The 22070-nt window shown below is 39.5% G+C and carries 24 protein-coding genes and 1 riboswitch; of the genes, 23 read left to right on the forward strand and 1 reads right to left on the reverse strand.

Annotated features, from left to right (window positions below; translation table 11 throughout):
- Nucleotides 1-371: 371 nt before the first annotated feature.
- The 5 genes from HMPREF2634_RS04555 to HMPREF2634_RS04575 all read left to right on the forward strand — a co-directional run bounded on the left by HMPREF2634_RS04555 (nucleotide 372) and on the right by HMPREF2634_RS04575 (nucleotide 6553).
- Entirely contained in the window at nucleotides 372-1643 is a 1272-nt protein-coding gene (locus HMPREF2634_RS04555; RefSeq protein ID WP_070836361.1) for a M50 family metallopeptidase, read from the forward strand.
- Nucleotides 1644-1680: 37 nt separating this feature from the next.
- On the forward strand, nucleotides 1681-3540 hold the full coding sequence (locus HMPREF2634_RS04560) for a proline--tRNA ligase (RefSeq protein WP_021001240.1): 1860 nt from the start codon (nucleotides 1681-1683) through the stop codon (nucleotides 3538-3540).
- 265 nt (nucleotides 3541-3805) lie between these two features.
- Nucleotides 3806-4444: a hypothetical protein gene (locus tag HMPREF2634_RS04565; protein WP_003026958.1), complete on the forward strand. Its 639-nt coding sequence runs from the start codon at nucleotides 3806-3808 to the stop codon at nucleotides 4442-4444.
- 66 nt (nucleotides 4445-4510) lie between these two features.
- Entirely contained in the window at nucleotides 4511-5815 is a 1305-nt protein-coding gene (locus tag HMPREF2634_RS04570; RefSeq protein ID WP_003026955.1) for a bifunctional folylpolyglutamate synthase/dihydrofolate synthase, read from the forward strand.
- A gap of 54 nt (nucleotides 5816-5869) precedes the next feature.
- Nucleotides 5870-5959: riboswitch (THF riboswitch) on the forward strand.
- Nucleotides 5960-5992: 33 nt separating this feature from the next.
- Nucleotides 5993-6553 (forward strand): folate family ECF transporter S component, encoded by a 561-nt coding sequence (locus HMPREF2634_RS04575; protein ID WP_021001242.1) that lies wholly within the window; start codon nucleotides 5993-5995, stop codon nucleotides 6551-6553.
- Between the two features lie 62 nt (nucleotides 6554-6615).
- On the opposite strand, the gene pepA is transcribed toward HMPREF2634_RS04575, so the two are convergent.
- The gene (gene pepA / locus HMPREF2634_RS04580; protein WP_021001243.1) at nucleotides 6616-7680 is read right to left on the reverse strand and encodes a glutamyl aminopeptidase; all 1065 of its coding nucleotides are present in this window, start codon (nucleotides 7678-7680) and stop codon (nucleotides 6616-6618) included.
- A gap of 119 nt (nucleotides 7681-7799) precedes the next feature.
- Here pepA and HMPREF2634_RS04585 point away from each other — a divergent pair, with 119 nt between their 5' ends.
- The 18 genes from HMPREF2634_RS04585 (at nucleotide 7800) to HMPREF2634_RS04675 (ending at nucleotide 22023) form a co-directional block, all read left to right on the forward strand.
- Nucleotides 7800-8087 (forward strand): DUF4651 domain-containing protein, encoded by a 288-nt coding sequence (locus HMPREF2634_RS04585; RefSeq protein WP_003026945.1) that lies wholly within the window; start codon nucleotides 7800-7802, stop codon nucleotides 8085-8087.
- Nucleotides 8084-8401: a thioredoxin family protein gene (locus HMPREF2634_RS04590; protein ID WP_003026942.1), complete on the forward strand. Its 318-nt coding sequence runs from the start codon at nucleotides 8084-8086 to the stop codon at nucleotides 8399-8401. The genes HMPREF2634_RS04585 and HMPREF2634_RS04590 overlap by 4 nt, the downstream gene beginning before the upstream one ends.
- A gap of 16 nt (nucleotides 8402-8417) precedes the next feature.
- The gene (gene ytpR / locus HMPREF2634_RS04595; protein WP_003026939.1) at nucleotides 8418-9044 is read left to right on the forward strand and encodes a YtpR family tRNA-binding protein; all 627 of its coding nucleotides are present in this window, start codon (nucleotides 8418-8420) and stop codon (nucleotides 9042-9044) included.
- Nucleotides 9045-9123: 79 nt separating this feature from the next.
- Nucleotides 9124-9519 (forward strand): single-stranded DNA-binding protein, encoded by a 396-nt coding sequence (locus tag HMPREF2634_RS04600; RefSeq protein WP_003026935.1) that lies wholly within the window; start codon nucleotides 9124-9126, stop codon nucleotides 9517-9519.
- 296 nt (nucleotides 9520-9815) lie between these two features.
- Nucleotides 9816-10802, forward strand: coding sequence for a sugar ABC transporter substrate-binding protein (locus HMPREF2634_RS04605; protein WP_003026932.1), 987 nt, complete (start codon nucleotides 9816-9818; stop codon nucleotides 10800-10802).
- Nucleotides 10802-12115 (forward strand): sensor histidine kinase, encoded by a 1314-nt coding sequence (locus tag HMPREF2634_RS04610; protein WP_021001244.1) that lies wholly within the window; start codon nucleotides 10802-10804, stop codon nucleotides 12113-12115. Before HMPREF2634_RS04605 ends, HMPREF2634_RS04610 begins: the two co-directional genes overlap by 1 nt.
- On the forward strand, nucleotides 12108-12791 hold the full coding sequence (locus HMPREF2634_RS04615) for a response regulator transcription factor (RefSeq protein ID WP_003030916.1): 684 nt from the start codon (nucleotides 12108-12110) through the stop codon (nucleotides 12789-12791). The genes HMPREF2634_RS04610 and HMPREF2634_RS04615 overlap by 8 nt, the downstream gene beginning before the upstream one ends.
- Nucleotides 12788-14074, forward strand: a complete 1287-nt coding sequence (locus tag HMPREF2634_RS04620; protein ID WP_041783988.1) for an ABC transporter substrate-binding protein — start codon at nucleotides 12788-12790, stop codon at nucleotides 14072-14074. The genes HMPREF2634_RS04615 and HMPREF2634_RS04620 overlap by 4 nt, the downstream gene beginning before the upstream one ends.
- 196 nt (nucleotides 14075-14270) lie before the next feature.
- Nucleotides 14271-14705, forward strand: a complete 435-nt coding sequence (locus tag HMPREF2634_RS04625; RefSeq protein WP_021001246.1) for a PTS sugar transporter subunit IIA — start codon at nucleotides 14271-14273, stop codon at nucleotides 14703-14705.
- Between the two features lie 24 nt (nucleotides 14706-14729).
- Nucleotides 14730-15224, forward strand: a complete 495-nt coding sequence (locus HMPREF2634_RS04630) for a PTS sugar transporter subunit IIB (RefSeq protein WP_021001247.1) — start codon at nucleotides 14730-14732, stop codon at nucleotides 15222-15224.
- A gap of 32 nt (nucleotides 15225-15256) precedes the next feature.
- Entirely contained in the window at nucleotides 15257-16108 is an 852-nt protein-coding gene (locus tag HMPREF2634_RS04635) for a PTS mannose/fructose/sorbose/N-acetylgalactosamine transporter subunit IIC (RefSeq protein WP_021001248.1), read from the forward strand.
- Nucleotide 16109: 1 nt separating this feature from the next.
- Nucleotides 16110-16940, forward strand: coding sequence for a PTS system mannose/fructose/sorbose family transporter subunit IID (locus tag HMPREF2634_RS04640; RefSeq protein WP_021001249.1), 831 nt, complete (start codon nucleotides 16110-16112; stop codon nucleotides 16938-16940).
- A 15-nt stretch (nucleotides 16941-16955) separates the two neighbouring features.
- Nucleotides 16956-17246: a PTS fructose transporter subunit IA gene (locus HMPREF2634_RS04645; protein WP_003026912.1), complete on the forward strand. Its 291-nt coding sequence runs from the start codon at nucleotides 16956-16958 to the stop codon at nucleotides 17244-17246.
- 144 nt (nucleotides 17247-17390) lie between these two features.
- Nucleotides 17391-17672 carry a co-chaperone GroES gene (groES, locus tag HMPREF2634_RS04650; RefSeq protein ID WP_003026909.1) on the forward strand — a complete coding sequence of 94 codons (282 nt, stop codon included), beginning with the start codon at nucleotides 17391-17393 and terminating at the stop codon, nucleotides 17670-17672.
- Nucleotides 17673-17703: 31 nt separating this feature from the next.
- A complete protein-coding gene (groL, locus tag HMPREF2634_RS04655) occupies nucleotides 17704-19326 on the forward strand; it encodes a chaperonin GroEL (protein ID WP_021001250.1) in 1623 nt (540 codons plus the stop codon).
- A gap of 380 nt (nucleotides 19327-19706) precedes the next feature.
- Nucleotides 19707-20474: an epoxyqueuosine reductase QueH gene (locus HMPREF2634_RS04665; RefSeq protein WP_021001251.1), complete on the forward strand. Its 768-nt coding sequence runs from the start codon at nucleotides 19707-19709 to the stop codon at nucleotides 20472-20474.
- Nucleotides 20475-20660: 186 nt separating this feature from the next.
- The gene (locus HMPREF2634_RS04670) at nucleotides 20661-21299 is read left to right on the forward strand and encodes a deoxynucleoside kinase (protein WP_021001252.1); all 639 of its coding nucleotides are present in this window, start codon (nucleotides 20661-20663) and stop codon (nucleotides 21297-21299) included.
- Between the two features lie 64 nt (nucleotides 21300-21363).
- A complete protein-coding gene (locus HMPREF2634_RS04675; protein WP_021001253.1) occupies nucleotides 21364-22023 on the forward strand; it encodes an HD domain-containing protein in 660 nt (219 codons plus the stop codon).
- The last annotated feature ends 47 nt before the right edge of the window (nucleotides 22024-22070 follow it).

Here is a 22070-nt window from a genome sequence, read left to right on the forward strand (position 1 = left end):
TCTGAGAAGATGAGATAAAAAATCAATATTTCGCAAGAAGTTTATTTTGTTACTCCCCTCTGCACAGTTGACTAGGATAGTTGTTGTTCTTTCCCTAGTAAGGGATTAGAACTGCCACTCGACAGTGATTGATTGGCACTAAAGTACCTAATCAATTGTGCATAGGAACTCTAAATTGACTAAAGTTAACAGAGTTTCTCACCACTGCGTTTTGTTGTAAAAATAATATATTGTAAGAGTCTGGGGAGCGTTCATCCCAGTCTCTTTGTGAATGAACTTTATAAGGAAATCTTAAGCCGAGTGAAGTAATCTTGATTTGCTGGGTGCAATTCAGTAAGATGATCATGTCAGAAAGTAGAAAGGTTGGTGTAATGCAGTCTGGTATTATAGGAATTATCACCTTTATCATTGTTTTTGGAATTATTGTAGTTGTTCATGAGTTTGGACATTTCTATTTTGCGAAAAAATCGGGCATTTTGGTGCGGGAGTTTGCTATTGGAATGGGCCCGAAAATTTTTGCTCATATCGGAAAAGACGGTACGGCGTATACCATTCGGATGTTACCGCTGGGTGGCTATGTTCGTATGGCTGGTTGGGGCGAAGATTCGACCGAGATTAAAACCGGAACACCTGCTAGTTTGACTTTAAATGAAGCAGGTAAGGTCGTCCGAATCAACCTTTCGGGCAAGAAAATTGATCAAACCGCTTTGCCCATGAATGTGACAGGCTTTGATTTGGAAGATAAGCTTGAAATCACTGGTTTGGTACTAGATGAACAAAAGACCTATGCGGTTGACCATGACGCAACAATCGTAGAAGAAGACGGTACAGAGGTTCGGATTGCTCCGCTTGATGTGCAGTATCAAAATGCTAGTTTAGGTGGGCGCCTCATTACCAACTTTGCAGGACCGATGAACAATTTCATTTTGGGGATTGTAGCTTTTCTGTTGTTGATTTTCATGCAGGGTGGCGTTGCCAATCCCAATACAAATCACATTCGTGTCTTACAGGACGGTGCCTTGGCACAAGCTGGTGTAAAAAATAACGACCAGATTTTAAAAGTTGGTCAAGCAGAAATCAAGAATTGGTCGGATTTGACTCAAGCTGTTCAGTCTGAGACGAAAAACAGTAAAGGGCAGTCAGAACTAAATGTGACGGTTAAAAGCGGAAATATAGTTCGAGAGCTGACAGTTAAGCCTAAAAAAGAGCAAGGAAGATATCTATTAGGAGTGATGCCGGGCTTGAAATCAGATTTTCCGTCTATGATCGCGGGTGGGTTTAGCATGGCTTGGAACGCTAGTTTCCGCATCTTTGACGCTTTAAAAAATTTAATTTTCCACCCAGACATCAATAAACTAGGCGGTCCTGTGGCGATTTACAAAGCCAGTAGTGACGCTGCTAAAGGCGGAATTGAAAGTGTTATCGCTTTATTAGCTATGCTATCTCTAAATATTGGTATTTTTAATCTCATTCCTATCCCAGCGCTTGACGGTGGAAAGAGTGTGCTCAATCTTCTTGAAGCCATTCGTCGCAAGCCATTGAAACAGGAAACAGAAACCTATGTCACGTTGGCAGGTGTCGCTGTTATGGTACTCCTAATGATTGCGGTGACCTGGAATGATATTATGAGAACCTTCTTTTAAAAGGTGAATTCTAAATAATAAATAAAAGGAAGAATTTATGAAACAAAGTAAAATGTTAATCCCAACACTACGTGAAATGCCTAGTGATGCACAAGTCATCAGTCATGCACTTATGCTGCGTGCGGGCTATGTCCGCCAAATTTCAGCAGGTGTTTACTCTTACTTACCATTGGCTAATCGCGTGATTGAAAAAGTAAAAAAAATCATGCGAGAAGAATTCGAAAAAATCGGTGCGGTCGAAATGTTAGCTCCAGCCCTCCTTAGTGCCGACCTTTGGCGTGAATCAGGTCGTTATGATACCTACGGTGAAGATCTTTATAAATTAAAAAATCGCGAAGGTTCAGATTTTATCTTGGGACCCACTCATGAAGAAACATTCACCGCAATTGTACGGGATTCTGTAAAATCTTATAAGCAATTACCGCTTAATCTTTATCAGATTCAGGCTAAATACCGTGATGAAAAGCGTCCTCGAAATGGCTTATTGCGGACACGTGAGTTTATCATGAAAGACGGTTATAGCTTCCATGCTAATTATGATAGCCTAGATGTGACTTACGATGAGTATAAGACGGCCTACGAGAATATTTTTACACGAAGTGAGGTTGATTTCAAAGGGATTATCGGTGACGGTGGTGCTATGGGTGGAAAGGATAGCCAAGAATTTATGGCCATTACACCTGACCGTATCGACCTTACGCGCTGGGTTGTTCTAGACAAGTCAGTCACTAGCTTTGATGAAATTCCGACAGACGTACAAGAAGCGATAAAAGAAGAATTGACGAGCTGGTTGGTGTCTGGTGAAGATACTGTTGTTTATTCGAGTGAGTCAGGATATGCTGCAAACCTTGAAATGGCAACAAATGAATACAAACCAAGCAATCGTGTTGTAGCAGAAGAGGAATTAACGCGTGTAGAAACCCCAGATTGCAAGTCAATTGATGAAGTCGCTGCTTTTCTTCATGTTGATGAAAGTCAAACAATCAAAACCTTGGTTTACATTGCTGACGAAAAGCCTATCGTGGCTCTGCTTGTCGGAAATGATCAACTGAATGAAGTGAAGTTGAAAAATTATTTGGGTGCTGATTTCTTTGAACCGGCAAGCGAAGAAGAAGTTCGTGAACTGTTTGGTGCAAACTTTGGTTCTCTTGGACCCGTTCATCTTCCAGAAAATGTTCAAATCATCGCAGATCGCAAGGTGGAGGACGTTCGCAATGCAGTTGTTGGTGCGAATGAAGACGGTTATCATTTGACAGGTGTCAATCCAGGGCGAGACTTCACAGCAGAATATGTAGATATTCGCGAGGTGCGTGAAGGAGAAGTTTCACCAGACGGACAAGGCGTTTTGAAATTTGCACGCGGCATTGAAATTGGACATATCTTTAAATTAGGAACTCGTTATTCAGAAAGCATGAATGCGACTGTTTTAGATGAAAATGGTCGTGCAGTTCCTGTCGTAATGGGCTGCTATGGTATTGGTGTCAGTCGCCTCTTATCAGCTGTTATGGAGCAACACGCTCGTCTCTTTGTCAATAAGACACCAAAAGGAGATTATCGCTATGTCTGGGGAATCAATTTTCCGAAAGAATTAGCACCATTTGATGTGCATCTAATCCCTGTAAATGTCAAAGATGAAGAAGCTCTTGCTTTGACAGAACAACTAGAAGCGGAGCTGCTCAAAGCTGGCTACGAGGTCTTGACAGATGATCGTAATGAACGCGCTGGTGTGAAATTCAGCGATAGTGACTTGATTGGCCTACCAATCCGTGTGACGATCGGGAAAAAAGCTGCTGACCGCATCGTTGAAGTCAAAATTAAAGCGACAGGTGATACCATTGAAGTGCATGTTGACAATCTTCTTGAAACACTTGCAATTTTAACGAAGGAAGATAAATAAATAGATCTAAAACAAGAGCTAAATTATCATTCAAAAAACAGGAAAAATCTTAATTGGAGACAATCCAAAAGAGATTTTGCCTGTTTTTTTGAGTTGGTACTTTGCATTGACTTGTTGGTGTGGGACAAAGAAGGACTGTTGAGGGAAATGTATTTTATTTTGCTTTCATTTTTTACTATTTGAAGATAAAAAATAACTTTTTAGGGCATCTTCTGAGGAAACCTTTGAAATATTTTATACTAAAAAGGTAGAAAAAGGAGTTGAAATGAGAAAGATAAAAAATATTCTTCAAATGAGTTTGCTAATCGTTCTGACACAGATTGCCTTGGTATTGCTGACGACGCCGTTGTCCAAAACATTGACCTTTCAGCAGTCAAGTTTTGTATTTTTGTTCATTCTATTTTCTTGTGGCTTGCTTTATTTTCGCTATTTTTCCAGAGAGTTAACAGATTTTAAATCAGAAATCTTAACGGCTCGTTATTGGCCTCTACTGCGATTATCTTATCTCATGATGGTGTTTATCAATGCGATAGGAGTTTATCTGATGATTTTAGAAGGGGCGGCAACTGTTTCAGAAAGTCAACAATTATTTATGAGCCTATTCATCCACTCCTCTCTTTTTTTGTTGGGTGTTGATGTGATAGCTCTGGTGCCTGAAGTATGGTCATTTATTATTCATTTTTTAGTTTCAAAAGACCAAGCACGAACGAGTTTTGTGATAGGGAGTTTGTTATTTATCCTTTTACGAAATCCAGCTGACTTGGCTTGTTTTATCGTTTATACGGGCTTAGGGTTTCTGTTTTCGCTCTTTATTCCCAAGCCGCTTCCTCGTTTGGAATTCTCTGTTTTCAGTCATTTGGTGCGCAATAGCTTTTCTCTTCTTTTCTTGATCATTTTTTGGTAAATTCCTTTTGTAGAAATCCCACTTCTATGATAAAATGAGAGCATTATAGATTGGATGAGAAGGACAATGATACAAAAGGAAGAACAGTTAGGATGGTTGCACCAATACCAAACAAAAGAGCCGCATTTAGGCTTAGAACGAGTAAGACGACTATTAGCATTGCGAGGTAATCCTCATTTACAAATCTCGGTCATTCACATTGCAGGTACCAATGGAAAAGGCTCAACGATTGCGCATTTACGTCAGCTATTGCAAGTAAAGAAGTTGTGTGTTGGAACATTTACATCGCCTTATCTTACTCATTATAATGAGCAAATTGCAGTCAATGGCTTGCCTATTTCAGACGAAGACTTTTATTCTTTATTGCAATCTTATCAAGAGTTATTAAAAAAGCAGGCAGATGATACGATATTGCAGGAAATAACAGAGTTTGAGATTATCACAGCATTGGCTTATGATTATTTCTGCCAGCAAGAGGTAGATGTGGTCATAATGGAAGTAGGTCTGGGTGGTTTATTGGATAGTACTAATGTGTGTCAACCGGATTTGACAGCTATTACGACAATCGGACTAGATCACATGGCTATTTTAGGTACCACACTGGCAGACATTGCAGTGCAAAAGGCAGGTATTATCAAAGAGAGGGTACCAGTGGTGACAGGCAAGATTTCTTCAGAAGCACTGGCAGTTATTCACACTATTGCTCAGCAACATCAGGCTTCTCATGTCCGCTATGGGAAAGATTATCAGGTGGAGTCTGTGCAAGTTTTAGAAGAGGGAGAAAACTTCCTCTTTTCCAATGCCTTTCGGCAGAAAGAAGACTATCAAACTGTTCTTTTGGGCATTCATCAGGTTGAAAATGCGGGACTGGCGATTGAACTGTGTGATCAATATTGCAGCGTGAAAGGTTTATCATTGTTGAGTGAAAATGAGGTGCGACGGGCATTGAAACGAACGTATTGGCCTGCTCGCTTGGAGAAAATTACAAATGCACCGTTGATTTTGCTAGATGGTGCGCACAATCCTCATGCAATGAAAGCTCTGATAGCTTCCCTAGAAAGCTATTTCCCAGATTATCAAAAGCACATTTTATTTTCTTGTATTCAGACCAAGGTCTTGGATGAAATGGTTGCTTTGTTAAAAACTGTTTCCAAATCTCAATTATTTCTCACTACATTTGAGGATTCACGGAGTTTTTCAACAGAAGAAATGCAAGGTTTGGCAAAGCGAGAAAAGTTAGCATATGTAGAGTGGTTGCCTTATTTGGAGCAATACAAAAAAGTCAAGCATGGAGAGAGAGAGCTGCTGCTCATCACAGGCTCTCTCTATTTCCTTGCAAATGTGAGAAAATATCTAATAAGCGATAGGTAAAAGGAGGTTTTCTAAATAGTTAAAATGTGATAGAATGAAAGAGCAATTCATTTGCACAGAGTAAGTGGTCTGCGTTAAGTGTGTATGGATGGGATGTTGCCATACAACGAAACATTTGTGCGGTAGACCATTGCATCCGCTGTCATTTTGACGGCTCCCGAAAGAAAAGGAGCGAATATGAGAAAAAACTCGCCTAAGTTGTCGGTGCAACTTTTGGTTGCCCTTGCTATGATTGTAGCTCTCTGCTTTGTCTTAGAGAAGTTTTCAATCTTTGTCATCCCTCGTTTGTTGAAGCTGAGCCCAGCTTTCATTGGTTATACCCTTATGGGAAGTGTCGCTGGTCCGATTTTATCTGGTCTGGTTTCTGCCGTATATGATATGCTTTCCTTTTTCTTTTTGAGTCAGGGGCAACCATTCATTATCTGGTTTACATTGATTGAAGCCTTGCAAGGTATTCTCTATGGTTATTTCTTTTATGGCAAAGAATTACGATTTGAACGGAAGAAAGACTGGCTTTGGGTGACACTAGCAACTGTCGCTGTTATGGGAGTAGGGACCTTTACCTTAACGCCCTTAGCTCTCCATTTACAATATGGAGTACCCTTTGTTGCACTATACGCTACTCGGGCATGGTCTGTTTTTGAAATTCCTTTACGAGTAGTTGTGACAATGCTCATTGTCCCACAGTTGCAACGAATCCCCGAATTACGTAAGTTAATGGGATTAAACAATAAGTGAAAAAACGAGAGCAGAAAAAGGCTGAGACATCACTGTCTACAGCCTTTTCAAATATGCATTTTTTAATAGTTTTTTATCAAATCAACGGTTGAACGATCCAATTTCTTAACAAGAGCTTGTAAGAAAGCTTGAGCTTGTAGAAAGTCGTCCATTGCGTAGAGTGTTTGATGAGAGTGGATGTAACGTGCGCAGACACCGATTGTTGTAGAAGGCACACCACCGTTTTTGAGATGAGCGGCGCCGGCATCAGTTCCACCTTTGCCACAGTAGTATTGATACTTGATGCCTGCTTCTTCTGCCGTTGTTAGAAGGAAATCTTTCATATTTGGCAACATGAGGTGACCTGGGTCAAAGAAACGAATCAGAGTCCCTTCTCCAATAGCTCCTTGATCTCCGTAAATGTCGCCAGCAGGCGAACAGTCCACCGCAAGGAAAACTTCTGGGTCAAATTTAGTCGTTGAAACATGAGCACCACGCAAGCCAACTTCTTCTTGGACGTTTGCCCCAACATAGAGTTCGTTGTCAAGTTTTTGTCCAGAAAGTGCCTGAACCAGTTCACTTACCATGAGGACGCCGTAACGATTATCCCAAGCTTTAGAAATGACATTTTTGCCGTTGACTGTGAGGATAGCGGAACTGTCTGGCACAATCGTGTCACCGGGACGAATCCCGTAGCTTTCAGCTTCCGCTTTATCAGCAAACCCACCGTCAAAAACGATGTCTTCAATCCTTGGTAGACTTGGTCCACCTGTTCCACGTGTCAAATGCGGTGGAATGGAGCCTGAAATAACAGGAATTTCGTCTCCTGTATGAGTAAATAATTTAAAGCGTTGGCTGCTGACAACCAGTGGATTCCAACCTCCGATTTGAACGACTCGGAAAGTTCCGTCGGGTTTGATTTCACTCACCATGAAGCCAACTTCATCCATGTGGGCAGCTACTAAGACACGCGGTGCATCAACAGTTTCTGAATGTTTCACTCCAAAAATGCCTCCTAAGCCGTCAGTTATGACTTCGTCTACATGAGGAGTGATTTTTTTACGCAAATAATTGCGAACAGGCGCTTCATGCCCTGAAACGGCAGCAATTTCTGTTACTTCTTTGATTTTTGAAAATAATTCTGACATCATTAACCTTCTTTCTGTTCTTATTTTATCATTTTCTATCATAGTTGGGTAGCATTCAAAGATAAAAAACAGTAGTGTTTCGATTTGTCCCAATTTATCTTTTGTGTTAAAATATTGTCATGAAAGCTAAAAAGATTCTATTAACAACGGCTGCACTTGCGGGAGTAGGGATTGCAGCTTATGCGACTAAAAAAACGTTGGACGAACGAAAAGAAGCTGAGTGGCGTGAGCAATTAGTTGCTGAAATTCGGAAAAGTTTGTCTGAGCTAGGCGATATTGCCACACTATATGTGCAATTATACAAGTCAGATGAGCATCGATTGGTTGGTGGTGTGGTGTATGAAGATAATCGACACCTCACATTTGTGTATGAAAACGGTGAATTGACCTATGAGGAAGAACAATGATGATTCCAGCAAATATAGAAGAATTGGCATCATTTGTGAAACGCGAAGGAAAGATTGTGTTCTTTTTCACAGCCGAGTGGTGTGGAGATTGTCGTTTTATTAAACCTTTTTTGCCTGAGATTGAAGCAGAAAATCCTGATTTTACCTTTGTTGAGGTCAATCGTGACGATTATATGGAAGTTGCCAAAAAGTGGGATGTGTATGGGATTCCTAGCCTAGTAGTCCTAGAAAATGGACAAGAATTTGGTCGTTTTGTTAATCGCGAGCGAAAAACGAAGACGCAAATCAATGAATTTTTAGCCCAGTTAAACTGAACATATAGGAGAAATAATGATTTTTACATATAATAAAGAGCACGTTGGAGACGTGCTGATGGTGATTGTTGCAGACGGTCAAGGAGTTAAGTTAGCTGCTGAACGCAAGGGAAACGTAGCGCGTATTTATCGTTTGGACAATGGAGAAACAGTTGCTTGGAATATTTTTCAGGTTTCTAATCTTTTTAATATTACCGAACGTGGGCAAGTTTTTCTGACAGATGAAGAAATTTCAATTCTGAATCAAGAATTGAGCCAAGCAGGTTTTGAACCAGAATTAGTCAATGATCTTTCCCCAAAATTTGTAGTAGGTGAAATTGTGGAAATGGTAGCTCATCCAGATAGTGATCACCTTAATATTTGTCAAGTAAAAGTAGCAGCAGATAAAGTGGTTCAAATCGTAGCAGGTGCGCCTAATGCTAAAGTAGGTCTCAAGACGATTGTGGCGCTTCCGGGTGCTATGATGCCAAAAGGAAACTTGATTTTTCCTGGTGAGTTGCGTGGAGAAAAGAGTTTTGGTATGATGTGCAGCCCTCGTGAATTACAATTGCCCAATGCTCCGCAAAAACGTGGGATTATTGAATTAGCAAGTTCAGAAGTAGTAGGAACAGCCTTTGATCCAGCTAAGCATTGGCAAGGGTAAGCAATAAATTAGTTTTTAATCGTGAATTTTCACGATTTTTTCTTTTCTCTTACGAATAAATAGTTAGGAGGAAAGCAAAATGTATAATAAAGTAATTTTAATCGGTCGCTTGGTGAATACACCAGAGTTAAACAAAACAGCTAATGATAAATCTGTGGCGCGTGCAACCCTTGCTGTCAATCGTCGCTACAAAGGGCAAAATGGCGAACGAGAAGCAGACTTCGTCAATGTCGTTGTTTGGGGCAAGTTAGCTGAAACCTTAGCAAGTTATGCAAGTAAAGGTAGCTTGATTTCGCTAGATGGTGAACTTCGCACTCGCCGCTATGAGAAGGACAATGTTACCCACTATGTTACAGAAGTACTTTGCAATGGCTTTCAGCTATTAGAAAGCCGTGCACAGCGAGCTCTTCGTGAGAATAATGCTGGTGCAGATTTGGCAGACTTGGTTCTGGAAGAAGAGGAATTGCCATTTTAATAAAGACAAGCTAGGCTGGACAACATCCAGTCTATTTGTCTCTAGTCAGCGAAAAAGTCAACATTTTATGCTTTCAACAAAGTACGAATAACATGCGCAAGATAGAAGTTAACAGTCTGAGAAGGTATTGTATTTGATTTCAATTTGAGCTTAAAAACAAGAAAGTGAGGGGAATTTTTCAAGTTTCTTACACTGCTTTTTCTTGACGAGGTTTTGCTTTTTTGTATAAATATAATATAATAAATCTAGATAAAACAGAGTTTTCTGTTTGAGACTGGTGTTAATAAGGAGAAAAAATGGGAGTAGGTAAGGGAAAAAAGCAATGTCGCTATTATCGTAAATATCTATTATTTTCTCTGTTTGTCCTTGTATTGGCTGGCTTAGTTTTCCTCTATGTAAAAGGGAATTCATCAGATAGCAAGCAAGTCAAGATAGGAGCGACCTATATGACGATGAACAATGATTTTTATAAAACCTTAAATGCTGAAATTGAGAAAAAAACCAATCAACAAGGAAGTCGACTTTATGTGCGGGACCCAGAATTAGACGAAGACAAGCAAAGTCAGCAGATTGATTATTTTGTTCAAGAAAGAGTAAATGTGATTGTTATAAACCCAGTTAAGAGTGACAGTCCAAAGATTCTGACTTCTTTAAATAAAGCCAGAAAAGCGGGAATCAAGATTATTGTTGTGGATGCACCTGTTAGCAAAGATGCTAAAGTTGATACTACTATTGTGTCAGACAATTATCAAGCCGGTGTGTTGATAGCAAACGATATGATGAAACGATTGTCAAGTGCGAAGATTTTACTATTGGAACATCATAACGCTGTGTCTGCGATGGACCGAATTCAAGGATTTTTAGACACGATTAAAGGGCATCCTGCTTATCAGGTGGTCTCTGAGCGAGAGACATTGGGGCAAACAGAAGAAAGTATGCCTCAAGTAAAAAAAGCCCTGAATGAAGGGATGCAATTTAATGTGGTCATGTCTTTAAATGATCGTGCAGCTATCGGAGCTCTTGCGGCTATAAAAGATCAAGGTGTGACAGACAAGATTGCAATCTATGGCGTAGATGGCTCACCTGATATTAAAAATTTCTTGGCAAATACCAATGATATTCAAGGGACGGTTGCTCAGTCTCCGATTCAAATGGGCAGAAAGGTGACAGAAGTGATTGAGCGCATGATGAAACATCAAGCTTACAAAGAGGAATATCTCATTCCTGTTCATTTAGTAAATAAAGAGAATATCGCTCAATATACAATTACAGGGTGGCAATAATGAGACAAAATAAAAGTATTTTTTATAGCAAGATTGCTTTAATGGTCATCAATTTTATTGCCATTGTTTATAATGCCTCTATTTATCTTTTTGCAACGAATTATGTAGTGGCAAAAGGATATGCTCATTCACTGTTAGGACGTTTAGATGCTATACCAGGATCGCCGAGTTTTAGCTTTTGGATGTCTATTGCTTTTTATGCTTGCTTATTGTTGGTTTTTTATTACCGTGAGAAGCATCCAAATCAGCTATCCGTTTATGATAAAGTAACTATTATTGAGATTTTGCTGATGTTAGTTATCTTTTCTGTCTTGCATTCTTCTTATAATGGTCTGATTCTCTTAGTTTTTGCAGATATTTTTTATGGTTCCAAAGAATTTAACACCTCAAAAGATCGGAAATACTGGTTTTCCTTTATCATTTTGAGTTTTACCATGTTGCTCTTATCCAACTATGATTTAATGTCGCTTTTTGTCAAATTGCCTTCGTTAGATACCTACATTCGCTTTTGTCCAGAATCGATTCGCATGGCTCTCCTTTTTGGAAAGAATTTTCTCTTTTCACTGAATCTAGTTGTCTTTATGATTTCTCTACTATTCTATATTTTATCTGCGATGACCGAAAAACATCATATTGAAGAAGAATTGCGGATGGCGGCACAAGCCAATCGCGAGTTGAATAGTTATTTAGCCTTATCTGAAAAAATTGCGGAAGACCGTGAAAGAAAGCGGATTGCCAGAGAAATCCATGATACATTAGGGCATGCTTTGACAGGAATTTCAGCTGGGATTGATGCGGTTAAAGTATTGGTGGATATTGACAAAAATCGTGCTAAGGAGCAGTTGGAAAATGTTTCTGTGGTTGTGCGAGACGGTATCCGCGATGTGCGAGGCTCGCTCAATAAAATGCGTCCTGGCGCTCTAGAAAACAATAGTTTAAAAGAAGCACTGCTTAAAATTATTCGAGAGTACGAAGCCATTTCTAATTTAGAAATCCATTTTCTCTATGAATGGGACACGATTGATTTGGATGTTGCAAAAGAAGATATTGTCTTTCGGGTGATTCAAGAATCCATTACAAATTCGGTGCGGCATGGACACGCCAAGACGATTTGGATTGAATTATTGGAAAAAGAAAATTATATCATGACCATTCAAGATGACGGGGTCGGCTTTGACGAGCTTCACTATGGTTATGGTCTCAAACAAATGCAGGAGCGTTTGGCGATTATTGGTGGGAGTGTTCATTTTGAAAATCGCAACGGTTTCTATACTCATATTGAAATTCCGAAAATAGGAGGAAAGAATGATTAAAGTTTTAATTGCAGATGATCAAGCCTTGATTCGTGAGTCTTTACAAATTATTTTATCGGCTCATTCAGATATTGAAGTGGTGGGAACAGTCGGTGACGGTAAGGAAGTGCTCGAAAAACTTCACCATATACATCCAGATGTGATTTTGATGGACATTCGAATGCCTGTTATGGATGGCGTTCTCTGTACAAAAGCGGTCAAGGAGCACTATCCAGATATCAAAATTATCATTTTAACAACTTTTGATGACGATGATTTCATTTTTTCAGCATTGAAATACGGAGCTTCTGGTTACATTTTAAAAGGAGTTTCTACTGAAGAATTGTATCAAGCTATTCAAACGGTTCACAAAGGCGGAGCTATGATTAATCCGAACATTGCTAGCAAAGTGTTTAAAATCTTTTCACAAATGGCGCAGTCGAATTTTGCAATTTCTGTTGCGGAAGAAAATGTAGAAGACATGAGTCAGACTGAGTGGAAGATTATTCAGCAGATTGGCTTTGGAGTATCAAACAAGGAAATTGCAGCGAAGTTGTTCTTGTCTGAAGGGACAGTGCGGAATTACTTGTCAGGCATTCTGACGAAATTAAATTTGCGAGATCGCACGCAATTAGCTATTTGGGCTGTGCAGACAGGTGTTACCCAACGTGATTTTAGTAAGGACAATGACAAATGAAGTGGCGGATGAGGTATTTGACGATGTTCATCTCGGCTCTCCTTTTAGTGCCCCTTAGCTTTGTTTTATGGACATCTACTCAGAAGAAAATGTTGCGAATTGGAGTGTATGCAGGCAGCAGCTGGGATGTCCCAAATAGCCGTGAAAATAGAATATTAGACAATATTATTCGACAATTTGAAAAGTCACATTCACAAGTTAGAGTGGTCTATGAGAGTGGTATTCCTAAGAAAGATTACGACGGCTGGCTAGCTGAAAAAATTTTAAAAGGTGAACAGCCAGATGTGTTTATGGTTCCTGAAAATGATTTTTCGATGTTAGCGGCTTCTGGTGCCTTCAAATCCTTAGATTCTTTGCTCAGTAAAAAAGACGTTGCAGCTTACTATCCGGTTTCTTACCAAGCAGGACTATATCAAGGGCATAGCTATGCTTTACCGATTGAAAGCAATCCTGTCATGATGTGTGTCAATAAGGATTTACTGGAAAAGGAAGGAGTTTCGATTCCTGACTCTAATTGGACTTTAGAAGACTTGTATGCGATTTGTCAAAAAGTCACAAAGGACACAAACGGGGACGGTCTGATTGACCAGTATGGTATTACGGATTATACCTGGAAGCAGGCCTTAGTAGCTTATAATGGTCATCTGAGAAATCAAAGTGGTGTCAATGTTGATAGCGCAGAAATGCATCAGGCACTCTCCTTTATCAGTAAATTGGATTCATTAAATCAACGGTACAAGGTAACGTCAAATGATTTTGATGAAGGTAAGGTCGCCTTTTATCCAATGAGTTTGGCTCAATATCGAACCTACAAACCCTATCCCTACCATGTGGCAAAATATTCTAGATTTTCTTGGACCTGCATTCCTATGCCGGCCGCTAAAGCGGGCATTCCTGCGACCCAAGTGAAAACATCTCTTTTTGCTATGTCTTCAAAGACAAAACAGGATAAATTAGCTTGGGAATTTATGAAATTATTGTGTCAAAATCAAAAAAATCAGCAAGAACTATTTGAAAAGTCGCAGGGGACATCAGTCTTGTTATCAGTTGTTAAAAGCAGTCAGACGAAAAAGATTTTACAGGCAGATGACTTTGGACTGGATTCGCTGACATCGCAACGACTGGATCATATGATGAAGCATTCGGTGTTAGATATTAGCAGAGACTTAGATTATCATTCTTTGGAACGCCTAGATTATTTACTAGGAAATGCTCTCAAAAACAATGAAATAGACAGTATCTTACCAAGCATTCAAAGGGAAATAGAAGAAACAGGCAAATAGAGATTTAACGAAGAATAAATATCAAAATAGTCAGATGAGAGATTGAGCTCAAAGCTGCCTATTTTTCTTTTGAAAAACTATATGACATTTGTCATATTTTAACTAACAAATGTCATCTTTACAAAGTGACATTTGACAATGTGAAACCGGTTCCAGATTTAGTAAAATAAGGCTAGGAAATGAAGGAGGAAAGAACATGAAATATCTAGTACTAGTCAGTCATGGTGGACTAGCAGAAGGTGTGCAAAGCTCTTTGAGGATGTTCGCTGGGGATAAGACCGACCAAGTCATTGCAGTAGGTCTGAAAGAGGGCAAATCCGTTGATGATTTCGCTCTTGACTTTCGTCAAGCGTTAGCAAATCTGGGAACAGAAGATACGGTTTTGGTATTAGCAGATATTGTCGGAGGAAGCCCTTTGACAACAGCTTGCAATGTTTTATCAGAACTTGGCAAGTTAAACACTGCAGTCGTACTTGGTGGTCTCAATTTGACAATGGCACTCACAGGCTTAGTGATGAAAGATATGTTGGAAGGAAAAGAATTGGCACAAGCCATTCTCTCAGAAGCATCCGCAGCGCTGCAAAAATTTGATGTAGTTGCTAGTGACGAAGAGGATGAAGACGATATTTAAAAAAGATTAAAAAGGAGATTTATCATGACAATTTCATTTATACGTATTGATGACCGTATGATTCACGGTCAAACAGTAACTCGTTGGGCAAAAGAATATCCTTGTGACGGCTTAGTTGCTGTCAATAATGCTGCAGCAGGAAATACAGTTTTGAAACAAGCCTACAAAGCAGCTTCTGATAAAAAAACATTCGTTTGGACAAAAGAAGCATGGAAAGAAAAATCACAAAAGGTATTGGATTCCGATAGTCGCTATTTCTTGATTACTAAAAATCCAATTGACATGAAAGAAATACTAGTTGATCAGGGTTTTGTTCCTGGTGATGTCAAAGAAATCATTGTTGGTCCAGCTAATGATCGTCCAGGCGCTACTAAATTAGGAAACAACCAATCCATTACACAGGAAGAAGCTGAAGCGCTTGAAGCAATTCAAAAAGCTGGCTATAAAGTAAAATTCCAACTCTTACCAGATGTGTCTATTGGCTATTGGGACGATTTCAAGTCTAAATTTGGTTTTTAACAAAATATAATAAGCATTAAGGAGGCTTTATTATGACAATTTCGTGGTTTCAAGCCGCTTTACTAGGGTTATTTGCCTGTCTATCATCCATGCCTGGCCTAGGTGGTACTTCTATTGGTAACTATACTCTTGGACGCCCACTTGTAGGTGGCTTAGTTTCAGGACTGATCCTAGGAGATGTGAAATTAGGTATCATCTGTGGGGTTGCTATGCAGCTCGTTTATATCGCTTTGGTAACACCTGGTGGTACGGTTTCAGCTGACGTGCGTGCGGTTTCTTATATTGGGATTCCTCTGGCAATGGTTGCCATTCAATCGCAAGGACTATCACTTGACTCTGCAGACGCTGCTAACTTGGCTAAATCAATGGGAACACTCGTTGGTACAGTCGGTACAGTTCTTTTCTATGGTACCGCTACTATGAACTTGCTTTGGCAACATATTGGTTGGAAAGCTGTTGAAAAAGGTGAATTTAAACGCCTGTACATGGTAGACTGGGGCTTCCCATGGATTTCCCATTTAGTATTCTCATTCTTTCCAACGCTTATTATGTGTAAATTAGGTGCCGATGCGGTTACTGCTTTAAAAACAGCTCTTCCATTGGATGGTATTCCAATGAAAACCCTCTTTACAGTCGGCTCTCTCCTTCCATGTGTCGGAATTGCCATCCTCTTAAAACAAATCGTTGAAAAAGCTGTTGATTTCATTCCATTCTTTGTTGGATTTACTTTAGCAGCTTCACTAGGACTTAACCTTGTATCTTGTGCAGTAATTTCATTGATTTTCGCAGTATTATTCTATGAAATTCAAATGGCTAAAAATGTAAGAGCACAAGCAGCTTCAAGTGCAAGTTTTGATGATGACGACGATGAGGAGGATATTTAAAATGGTTAAATTAACGAAAAAAACATTAGGAAAATCTTTCCATCATTGGTATTATGGGAACTTAACTTGCTTCTCACAAGAACACATGCAAACATTTGGCTACCTAGCTTCAATGCTGCCAATCGTGGAAGAATTATATTCTAAAAAAGAAGATCAAGCAAAAGCAATGCACACCTACACCGCATTCTTTAACACGGAGCCGCAATTAGGTGCATTGATTGTAGGGATTACAGCAGGTTTAGAAGAAGCGCGTGCGAATGGGGCTGATGGAGTAGATGATGAAACAATCAACGGTCTTCGTGCTGGTCTGATGGGACCTGTTGCAGGGATTGGTGATTCACTGATTGTTGGTACCTTGATTCCGATTATACTAGGTATTGCTCTCGGTTTGTCAAATGGTGGCTCACCACTTGGTGCAATTTTCTATATCGTTGTTTGGAACTTGCTCGCTTACTTCGGTATGAAATTTGCCTACTTTAAAGGCTATGAACTTGGTGACAAAGCAGTTGAATTTCTTGTCGGACCTCAAGGACAAGCTATCCGTAAGTCTGTTTCTATCATTGGTGGTATGGTTATCGGTGCTGTTGCAGCGACATGGGTACCTGTTAAGACAGCTTTCAAATTGAAAGACTCTTCAGGAAAAGCTTTCTTGGTACTACAAGATCAATTAGACGGTGTCTATCCAGGTCTATTGACAGCTTTGTTTATCGTCTTTTGCTGGTGGTTGATGGCGAAGAAAAACCTTTCACCAATTAAAGTAATGTTACTTCTCGTTGTAGTAGCCTTCCTTGGTGTATTGGTTGGATTCTTCAACCCAGGATTGAAATACTAAAAATAGGAGAAAATTATGACAGAACAAGAATTGATTCAAGGATATGAAACGGAAATTCAATATCAAAAACACATGATTGAAAATCTCGGACGTTGGTTTAGTCTCTTCTTTACTATTGCTAGTATCGGTCTTGTTCTGATCTATTTCTTCTGTCAAACCAATCTCATTGCCTTTGTTCTTGGAATAATCCTAGCAGTGTTGGGAATATTAGCCATGCTTGTCTTTGGTTATGGTATTTACAAAGGACGACTGAATCTTCAAAGAGTCATTGATGATTTTGAAGAAAAATTAAGATTGGTTCGATAAAAATTTATTTGCTTTCCCCCTAAAAACTTTGTCGTTTGACAGAGTTTTTTTCTTGACTATTTCTGACCAAGTGATACAATAGAAAATGTAAATATTAGCACTCGCACTTGTAGAGTGCTAAAACAAGATATTGGAGGTAAACAAATGCTTAAACCATTAGGCGACCGTGTGGTCTTAAAAGTAGAAGAAAAAGAACAAAAAGTTGGTGGTTTTGTCATTGCAGGTGCAGGACAAGACGCAACAAAGACAGCAAAAGTTGTAGCTGTCGGGGATGGAATTCGTACACTCAACGGTGAACTCGTTGCTCCAAGCGTAAAAGCTGGTGATACCGTTCTCGTTGAAAGCCATGCGGGAATTGAAGTCAAAGACGGCGAAGAAAAGTACCTCGTTGTCAATGAAGCAAATATTTTAGCGATTGTTGAATAAATAAAAATTTATAGAAAGAGGAATTGTAAAAATGGCAAAAGATATTAAATTTTCAGCAGATGCAAGAAGCGCCATGGTGCGTGGTGTAGATATTTTGGCAGATACCGTTAAAGTAACCTTAGGCCCTAAAGGACGCAATGTCGTTCTTGAAAAATCATTTGGCTCACCACTCATCACAAACGACGGTGTAACCATTGCAAAAGAAATCGAACTCGAAGATCATTTTGAAAATATGGGAGCTAAGTTGGTGTCAGAAGTTGCATCAAAAACCAATGATATCGCTGGTGACGGAACAACTACTGCGACTGTGTTGACGCAAGCAATTGTCCGTGAAGGAATCAAAAATGTAACGGCTGGTGCAAACCCAATCGGCATTCGTCGTGGTATTGAAACAGCTGTTGCAACAGCTGTTGAAGCCTTAAAAGCAAATTCTGTTCCGGTTTCTAATAAAGAAGCCATTGCGCAAGTTGCAGCCGTATCATCACGCAGTGAAAAAGTCGGAGAATACATCTCTGAAGCTATGGAAAAAGTTGGCAACGACGGTGTCATCACTATTGAAGAATCAAAAGGAATGGAAACAGAGCTTGATGTTGTGGAAGGTATGCAGTTTGACCGTGGCTATCTTTCTCAATACATGGTAACAGATAATGAAAAAATGGTTGCTGATTTAGATAATCCATATATCTTGATTACAGATAAGAAGATTTCTAATATCCAAGAAATTCTTCCTTTGCTGGAAAGTATTTTGAAAACAAGCCGTCCGCTTTTGATTATCGCAGATGATGTAGACGGTGAAGCTCTTCCAACTCTTGTGTTGAATAAAATCCGCGGTACTTTCAATGTAGTCGCTGTGAAGGCACCAGGATTTGGGGATCGTCGTAAAGCAATGTTAGAAGATATTGCTATCTTGACTGGTGGTACAGTAATTACAGAAGATCTTGGTCTGGAATTGAAAGATGCAACGATTGAAGCGCTTGGACAAGCCTCAAAAGTGACTGTGGACAAAGATAGCACTGTTATCGTTGAAGGCTCTGGTGATGCCGAAGCGATTGCAAACCGTGTGGGTGTTATCAAATCCCAAATCGAAAGTTCTACGTCTGACTTTGACCGTGAAAAGCTCCAAGAACGCTTAGCGAAATTGTCAGGCGGTGTGGCTGTCATCAAAGTTGGTGCTGCAACAGAAACAGAGCTCAAAGAAATGAAACTCCGCATTGAAGATGCCCTCAATGCAACTCGCGCCGCTGTTGAAGAAGGAATTGTCTCAGGTGGTGGAACAGCCTTTGTCAATGTTTTAAGTGCCGTTGAAGCGCTAGAGTTGTCAGGTGACGAAGCAACTGGTCGCAACATCGTTCTTCGTGCGTTAGAAGAACCTGTTCGCCAAATCGCTTTGAATGCAGGATTTGAAGGTTCTATCGTCATTGACCGCTTGAAAAATTCGGAAGCTGGAACTGGTTTTAATGCTGCTACAGGTGAATGGGTGAACATGATTGATGCTGGGATTATTGACCCAGTCAAGGTTACTCGTTCTGCCCTTCAAAATGCAGCTTCAGTAGCGAGCCTCATCTTAACAACTGAAGCAGTTGTTGCTAACCAACCAGAACCAGCCAGTCCAACTCCAGCAATGGATCCAAGTATGATGGGCGGGATGATGTAATTTAAGATATAGAGAGTTTAAAGAGTAAAACAAGCTAGAAAATCAACGAATTATTTGATGAATAAGAGAAGATTTGTTTTTCTCATACAGCTCTTAACGATGTTTAATGTTGCACGAGATTGCTTTTATGTTGAAGCGCAAACGCGCTTTTGAAGGATATAAAAAGCGAAGTGAGTTTGGATTTGATAAATCCAAACTCACTTTTTTTAAAGTTTTTAGCTGGGTACATGTACAATCAATACAAAGAGAGCCAAAAGAACCAGAACTTTATTTTTCTTGCTTGATAAATTAATGCTGTTTGAAAAAGCCATTCTCTTTTGTCCATTTGTCTCCACTCTCTTTCTGTGGTAAAATAGTGATACATTTCTAAGGAGAGAACGATGATTGATGTTGAAGACGTTTTGAGCAAGATGAATCCCAATCAAAAGATCAATTACGACCGCGTGATGCAAAAAATGGTCAAAGTTTGGGAAGCAGACCAGAAGCGTCCTACGATTTTGATGCACACCTGCTGTGCACCTTGCTCAACTTATACGCTGGAGTATTTAACCCAGTATGCGGACGTGACGGTTTATTTTGCCAATTCAAATATTCACCCCAAAGCAGAATACCAACGCCGTGCCTATGTTGCCCAAAAATTTGTTCACGATTTCAATGAAAATACTGGTAATCATGTTCAATATTTAGAAGCCCCCTATGAGCCACAAGAATTTTTCCGAACAGTACACGGTTTGGAAGAAGAGCCGGAAGGTGGCGATCGTTGTAAAGTTTGCTATGATTATCGCTTGGATAAAACGGCACAAGTGGCGGTTGATTTGGGATTTGACTATTTTGGAAGTGCCTTGACAATCAGCCCTCATAAAAATTCGCAGACAATCAATAGCGTTGGAATTGAAGTACAGAAAGTTTATGCAACGCAGTATCTTCCTAGTGATTTCAAGAAAAATCAAGGCTATAAGCGCTCAGTCGAAATGTGCGAGGAGTACGACATTTACCGCCAATGTTATTGTGGTTGTGTATTTGCAGCACAAGCGCAAGGAATTGACCTCATTCAGATTAAAAAAGATGCGACGGCTTTTTTGAAAGGAAAAGATTTAGAAAAAGATTATTCGCATATCAAATTTACTGTCACAAATGGAGAATCCTAAAAATAATGCTTGTATTAGAGCTAATCGTGCTTCTTTGTACAAAGTTATTTTTGTTTGTACATTTAGAAGTTTTATATCTTGACGCCATCAATATATTGTGTTATTATTTTTTTTAGCACAATATATGGTGTTTTTACTGAAGCTGATGACCTGATATTAGATAGATTTTGGAGGTGCAGGAAGATAGTGATTATTTTAGCGGGCATGATTGGGGTAGGTAAGACGACTTACACTTATCGATTAGCCGAGGAATTAGGAACACAGCCTTTTTTTGAGCCTGTAGAAGAAAATCCTATTTTGGATAAGTATTATGAAGATCCTGATAAGTATGGTTTTGCTTTGCAGATTTATTTTCTAAATAAACGCTTTAAAATGATCAAAGCGGCTTATCATGATGACAACAATATTCTAGATCGTTCTATCTATGAAGATGCTCTGTTTACTTACATCAATACCCTCAAAGGTAGCATTAGTGAGCAAGAGTACAATATCTACTTGGAACTTTTGGACAATATGATGGAAGAAATCCAAGGTTTGCCTAAGAAGGCGCCAGATTTGTTGATTTATTTAGACGGAAGTTTCGATCATATTATGAACAATATCAAAAAACGTGGTCGCGATTATGAGCAACCAAATGAAGAAAATGGGCTCGCTGACTACTATCAGCTGCTTTACAAGCATTATCAAAATTGGTATGAAGATTACAATTATAGTCCTAAAATGAGAATTGCAACGGATGATTTAGATATTGCAAATCCAAATGACTGGAATCAGGTGTATCAACAAATTCAACAAAAAATGAAAACGATTGGGCTTGAAAAGTGAGTTCAATCAAAAAATCTCGAAATCGCTTCGAGATTTTTGTGTATATAAATAAAAAGGGTGACAGATGATAACGGATAGACAAGCGAAAATTCTTCAAGAAGCGAGAGATTTTGTTTATGCTGAACTGAAAGACGAGATGAGCGGGCATGACTGGTGGCATATTGTGCGTGTCACGAACAATGCTGTAGAAATTGCCAAACAAGAACAAGCAGATGCTTTTATTTGTGAGCTAGCTGCCTTGCTGCATGATATAGCTGACGGGAAATTAAATGAGAATGAAGAGGTGGGCTTGCAAAAGGTTGAGCAATGGCTACAGAATCATCAGGCTTCAGATGCGGAAATAGCTCATGTGCTGGATATTATTTCAACGATGTCATTTAAAGGTGGTCATCAACAGAAGAATGTCAGCACTTTGGAGGGGAAAATTGTTCAAGACGCTGACCGTTTGGATGCGATTGGAGCGATTGGAATAGCGCGAGCTATGGCTTATTCTGGACATACGGGCAGACCCATTCATGACCCTGCCTTGCGACCACGAGAAGATATGACGGTAGAAGAATATCGAAGCAATAAAGGAACAGCAATTCTACATTTTTATGAAAAGTTGTTGAAGTTAAAAGATTTGATGAATACAAATTATGCCAAGCAATTAGCCATGGGCAGGCATCGTTTTTTGGAAGAATACTTAGATCAATTCTATGCTGAATGGAATGCGAAAAAGTGACAAATAAGATATGAAAAAGCTGAGAATGTAACTTCCCAGCTATTTTA

This window comes from Streptococcus sp. HMSC034B03, assembly GCF_001838575.1.
GTDB classification, from domain to species: domain Bacteria; phylum Bacillota; class Bacilli; order Lactobacillales; family Streptococcaceae; genus Streptococcus; species Streptococcus anginosus.

What these genes read in the sequence shown, in the direction of transcription:
- groES (WP_003026909.1), top strand. Translation starts at nt 17,391, where the DNA reads ATGCTTAAACCATTAGGCGACCGTGTGGTCTTAAAAGTAGAAGAAAAA.
- HMPREF2634_RS04610 (WP_021001244.1), top strand. Translation starts at nt 10,802, where the DNA reads ATGAGACAAAATAAAAGTATTTTTTATAGCAAGATTGCTTTAATGGTC.
- HMPREF2634_RS04620 (WP_041783988.1), top strand. Translation starts at nt 12,788, where the DNA reads ATGAAGTGGCGGATGAGGTATTTGACGATGTTCATCTCGGCTCTCCTT.
- groL (WP_021001250.1), top strand. Translation starts at nt 17,704, where the DNA reads ATGGCAAAAGATATTAAATTTTCAGCAGATGCAAGAAGCGCCATGGTG.
- HMPREF2634_RS04665 (WP_021001251.1), top strand. Translation starts at nt 19,707, where the DNA reads ATGATTGATGTTGAAGACGTTTTGAGCAAGATGAATCCCAATCAAAAG.
- HMPREF2634_RS04625 (WP_021001246.1), top strand. Translation starts at nt 14,271, where the DNA reads ATGAAATATCTAGTACTAGTCAGTCATGGTGGACTAGCAGAAGGTGTG.
- pepA (WP_021001243.1), bottom strand. Translation starts at nt 7,680, where the DNA reads ATGTCAGAATTATTTTCAAAAATCAAAGAAGTAACAGAAATTGCTGCC.
- HMPREF2634_RS04645 (WP_003026912.1), top strand. Translation starts at nt 16,956, where the DNA reads ATGACAGAACAAGAATTGATTCAAGGATATGAAACGGAAATTCAATAT.
- HMPREF2634_RS04575 (WP_021001242.1), top strand. Translation starts at nt 5,993, where the DNA reads ATGAGAAAAAACTCGCCTAAGTTGTCGGTGCAACTTTTGGTTGCCCTT.
- HMPREF2634_RS04675 (WP_021001253.1), top strand. Translation starts at nt 21,364, where the DNA reads ATGATAACGGATAGACAAGCGAAAATTCTTCAAGAAGCGAGAGATTTT.
- HMPREF2634_RS04630 (WP_021001247.1), top strand. Translation starts at nt 14,730, where the DNA reads ATGACAATTTCATTTATACGTATTGATGACCGTATGATTCACGGTCAA.
- HMPREF2634_RS04635 (WP_021001248.1), top strand. Translation starts at nt 15,257, where the DNA reads ATGACAATTTCGTGGTTTCAAGCCGCTTTACTAGGGTTATTTGCCTGT.
- HMPREF2634_RS04565 (WP_003026958.1), top strand. Translation starts at nt 3,806, where the DNA reads ATGAGAAAGATAAAAAATATTCTTCAAATGAGTTTGCTAATCGTTCTG.
- HMPREF2634_RS04640 (WP_021001249.1), top strand. Translation starts at nt 16,110, where the DNA reads ATGGTTAAATTAACGAAAAAAACATTAGGAAAATCTTTCCATCATTGG.
- HMPREF2634_RS04615 (WP_003030916.1), top strand. Translation starts at nt 12,108, where the DNA reads ATGATTAAAGTTTTAATTGCAGATGATCAAGCCTTGATTCGTGAGTCT.
- HMPREF2634_RS04560 (WP_021001240.1), top strand. Translation starts at nt 1,681, where the DNA reads ATGAAACAAAGTAAAATGTTAATCCCAACACTACGTGAAATGCCTAGT.
- HMPREF2634_RS04600 (WP_003026935.1), top strand. Translation starts at nt 9,124, where the DNA reads ATGTATAATAAAGTAATTTTAATCGGTCGCTTGGTGAATACACCAGAG.
- HMPREF2634_RS04605 (WP_003026932.1), top strand. Translation starts at nt 9,816, where the DNA reads ATGGGAGTAGGTAAGGGAAAAAAGCAATGTCGCTATTATCGTAAATAT.
- ytpR (WP_003026939.1), top strand. Translation starts at nt 8,418, where the DNA reads ATGATTTTTACATATAATAAAGAGCACGTTGGAGACGTGCTGATGGTG.
- HMPREF2634_RS04555 (WP_070836361.1), top strand. Translation starts at nt 372, where the DNA reads ATGCAGTCTGGTATTATAGGAATTATCACCTTTATCATTGTTTTTGGA.
- HMPREF2634_RS04570 (WP_003026955.1), top strand. Translation starts at nt 4,511, where the DNA reads ATGATACAAAAGGAAGAACAGTTAGGATGGTTGCACCAATACCAAACA.
- HMPREF2634_RS04585 (WP_003026945.1), top strand. Translation starts at nt 7,800, where the DNA reads ATGAAAGCTAAAAAGATTCTATTAACAACGGCTGCACTTGCGGGAGTA.
- HMPREF2634_RS04590 (WP_003026942.1), top strand. Translation starts at nt 8,084, where the DNA reads ATGATGATTCCAGCAAATATAGAAGAATTGGCATCATTTGTGAAACGC.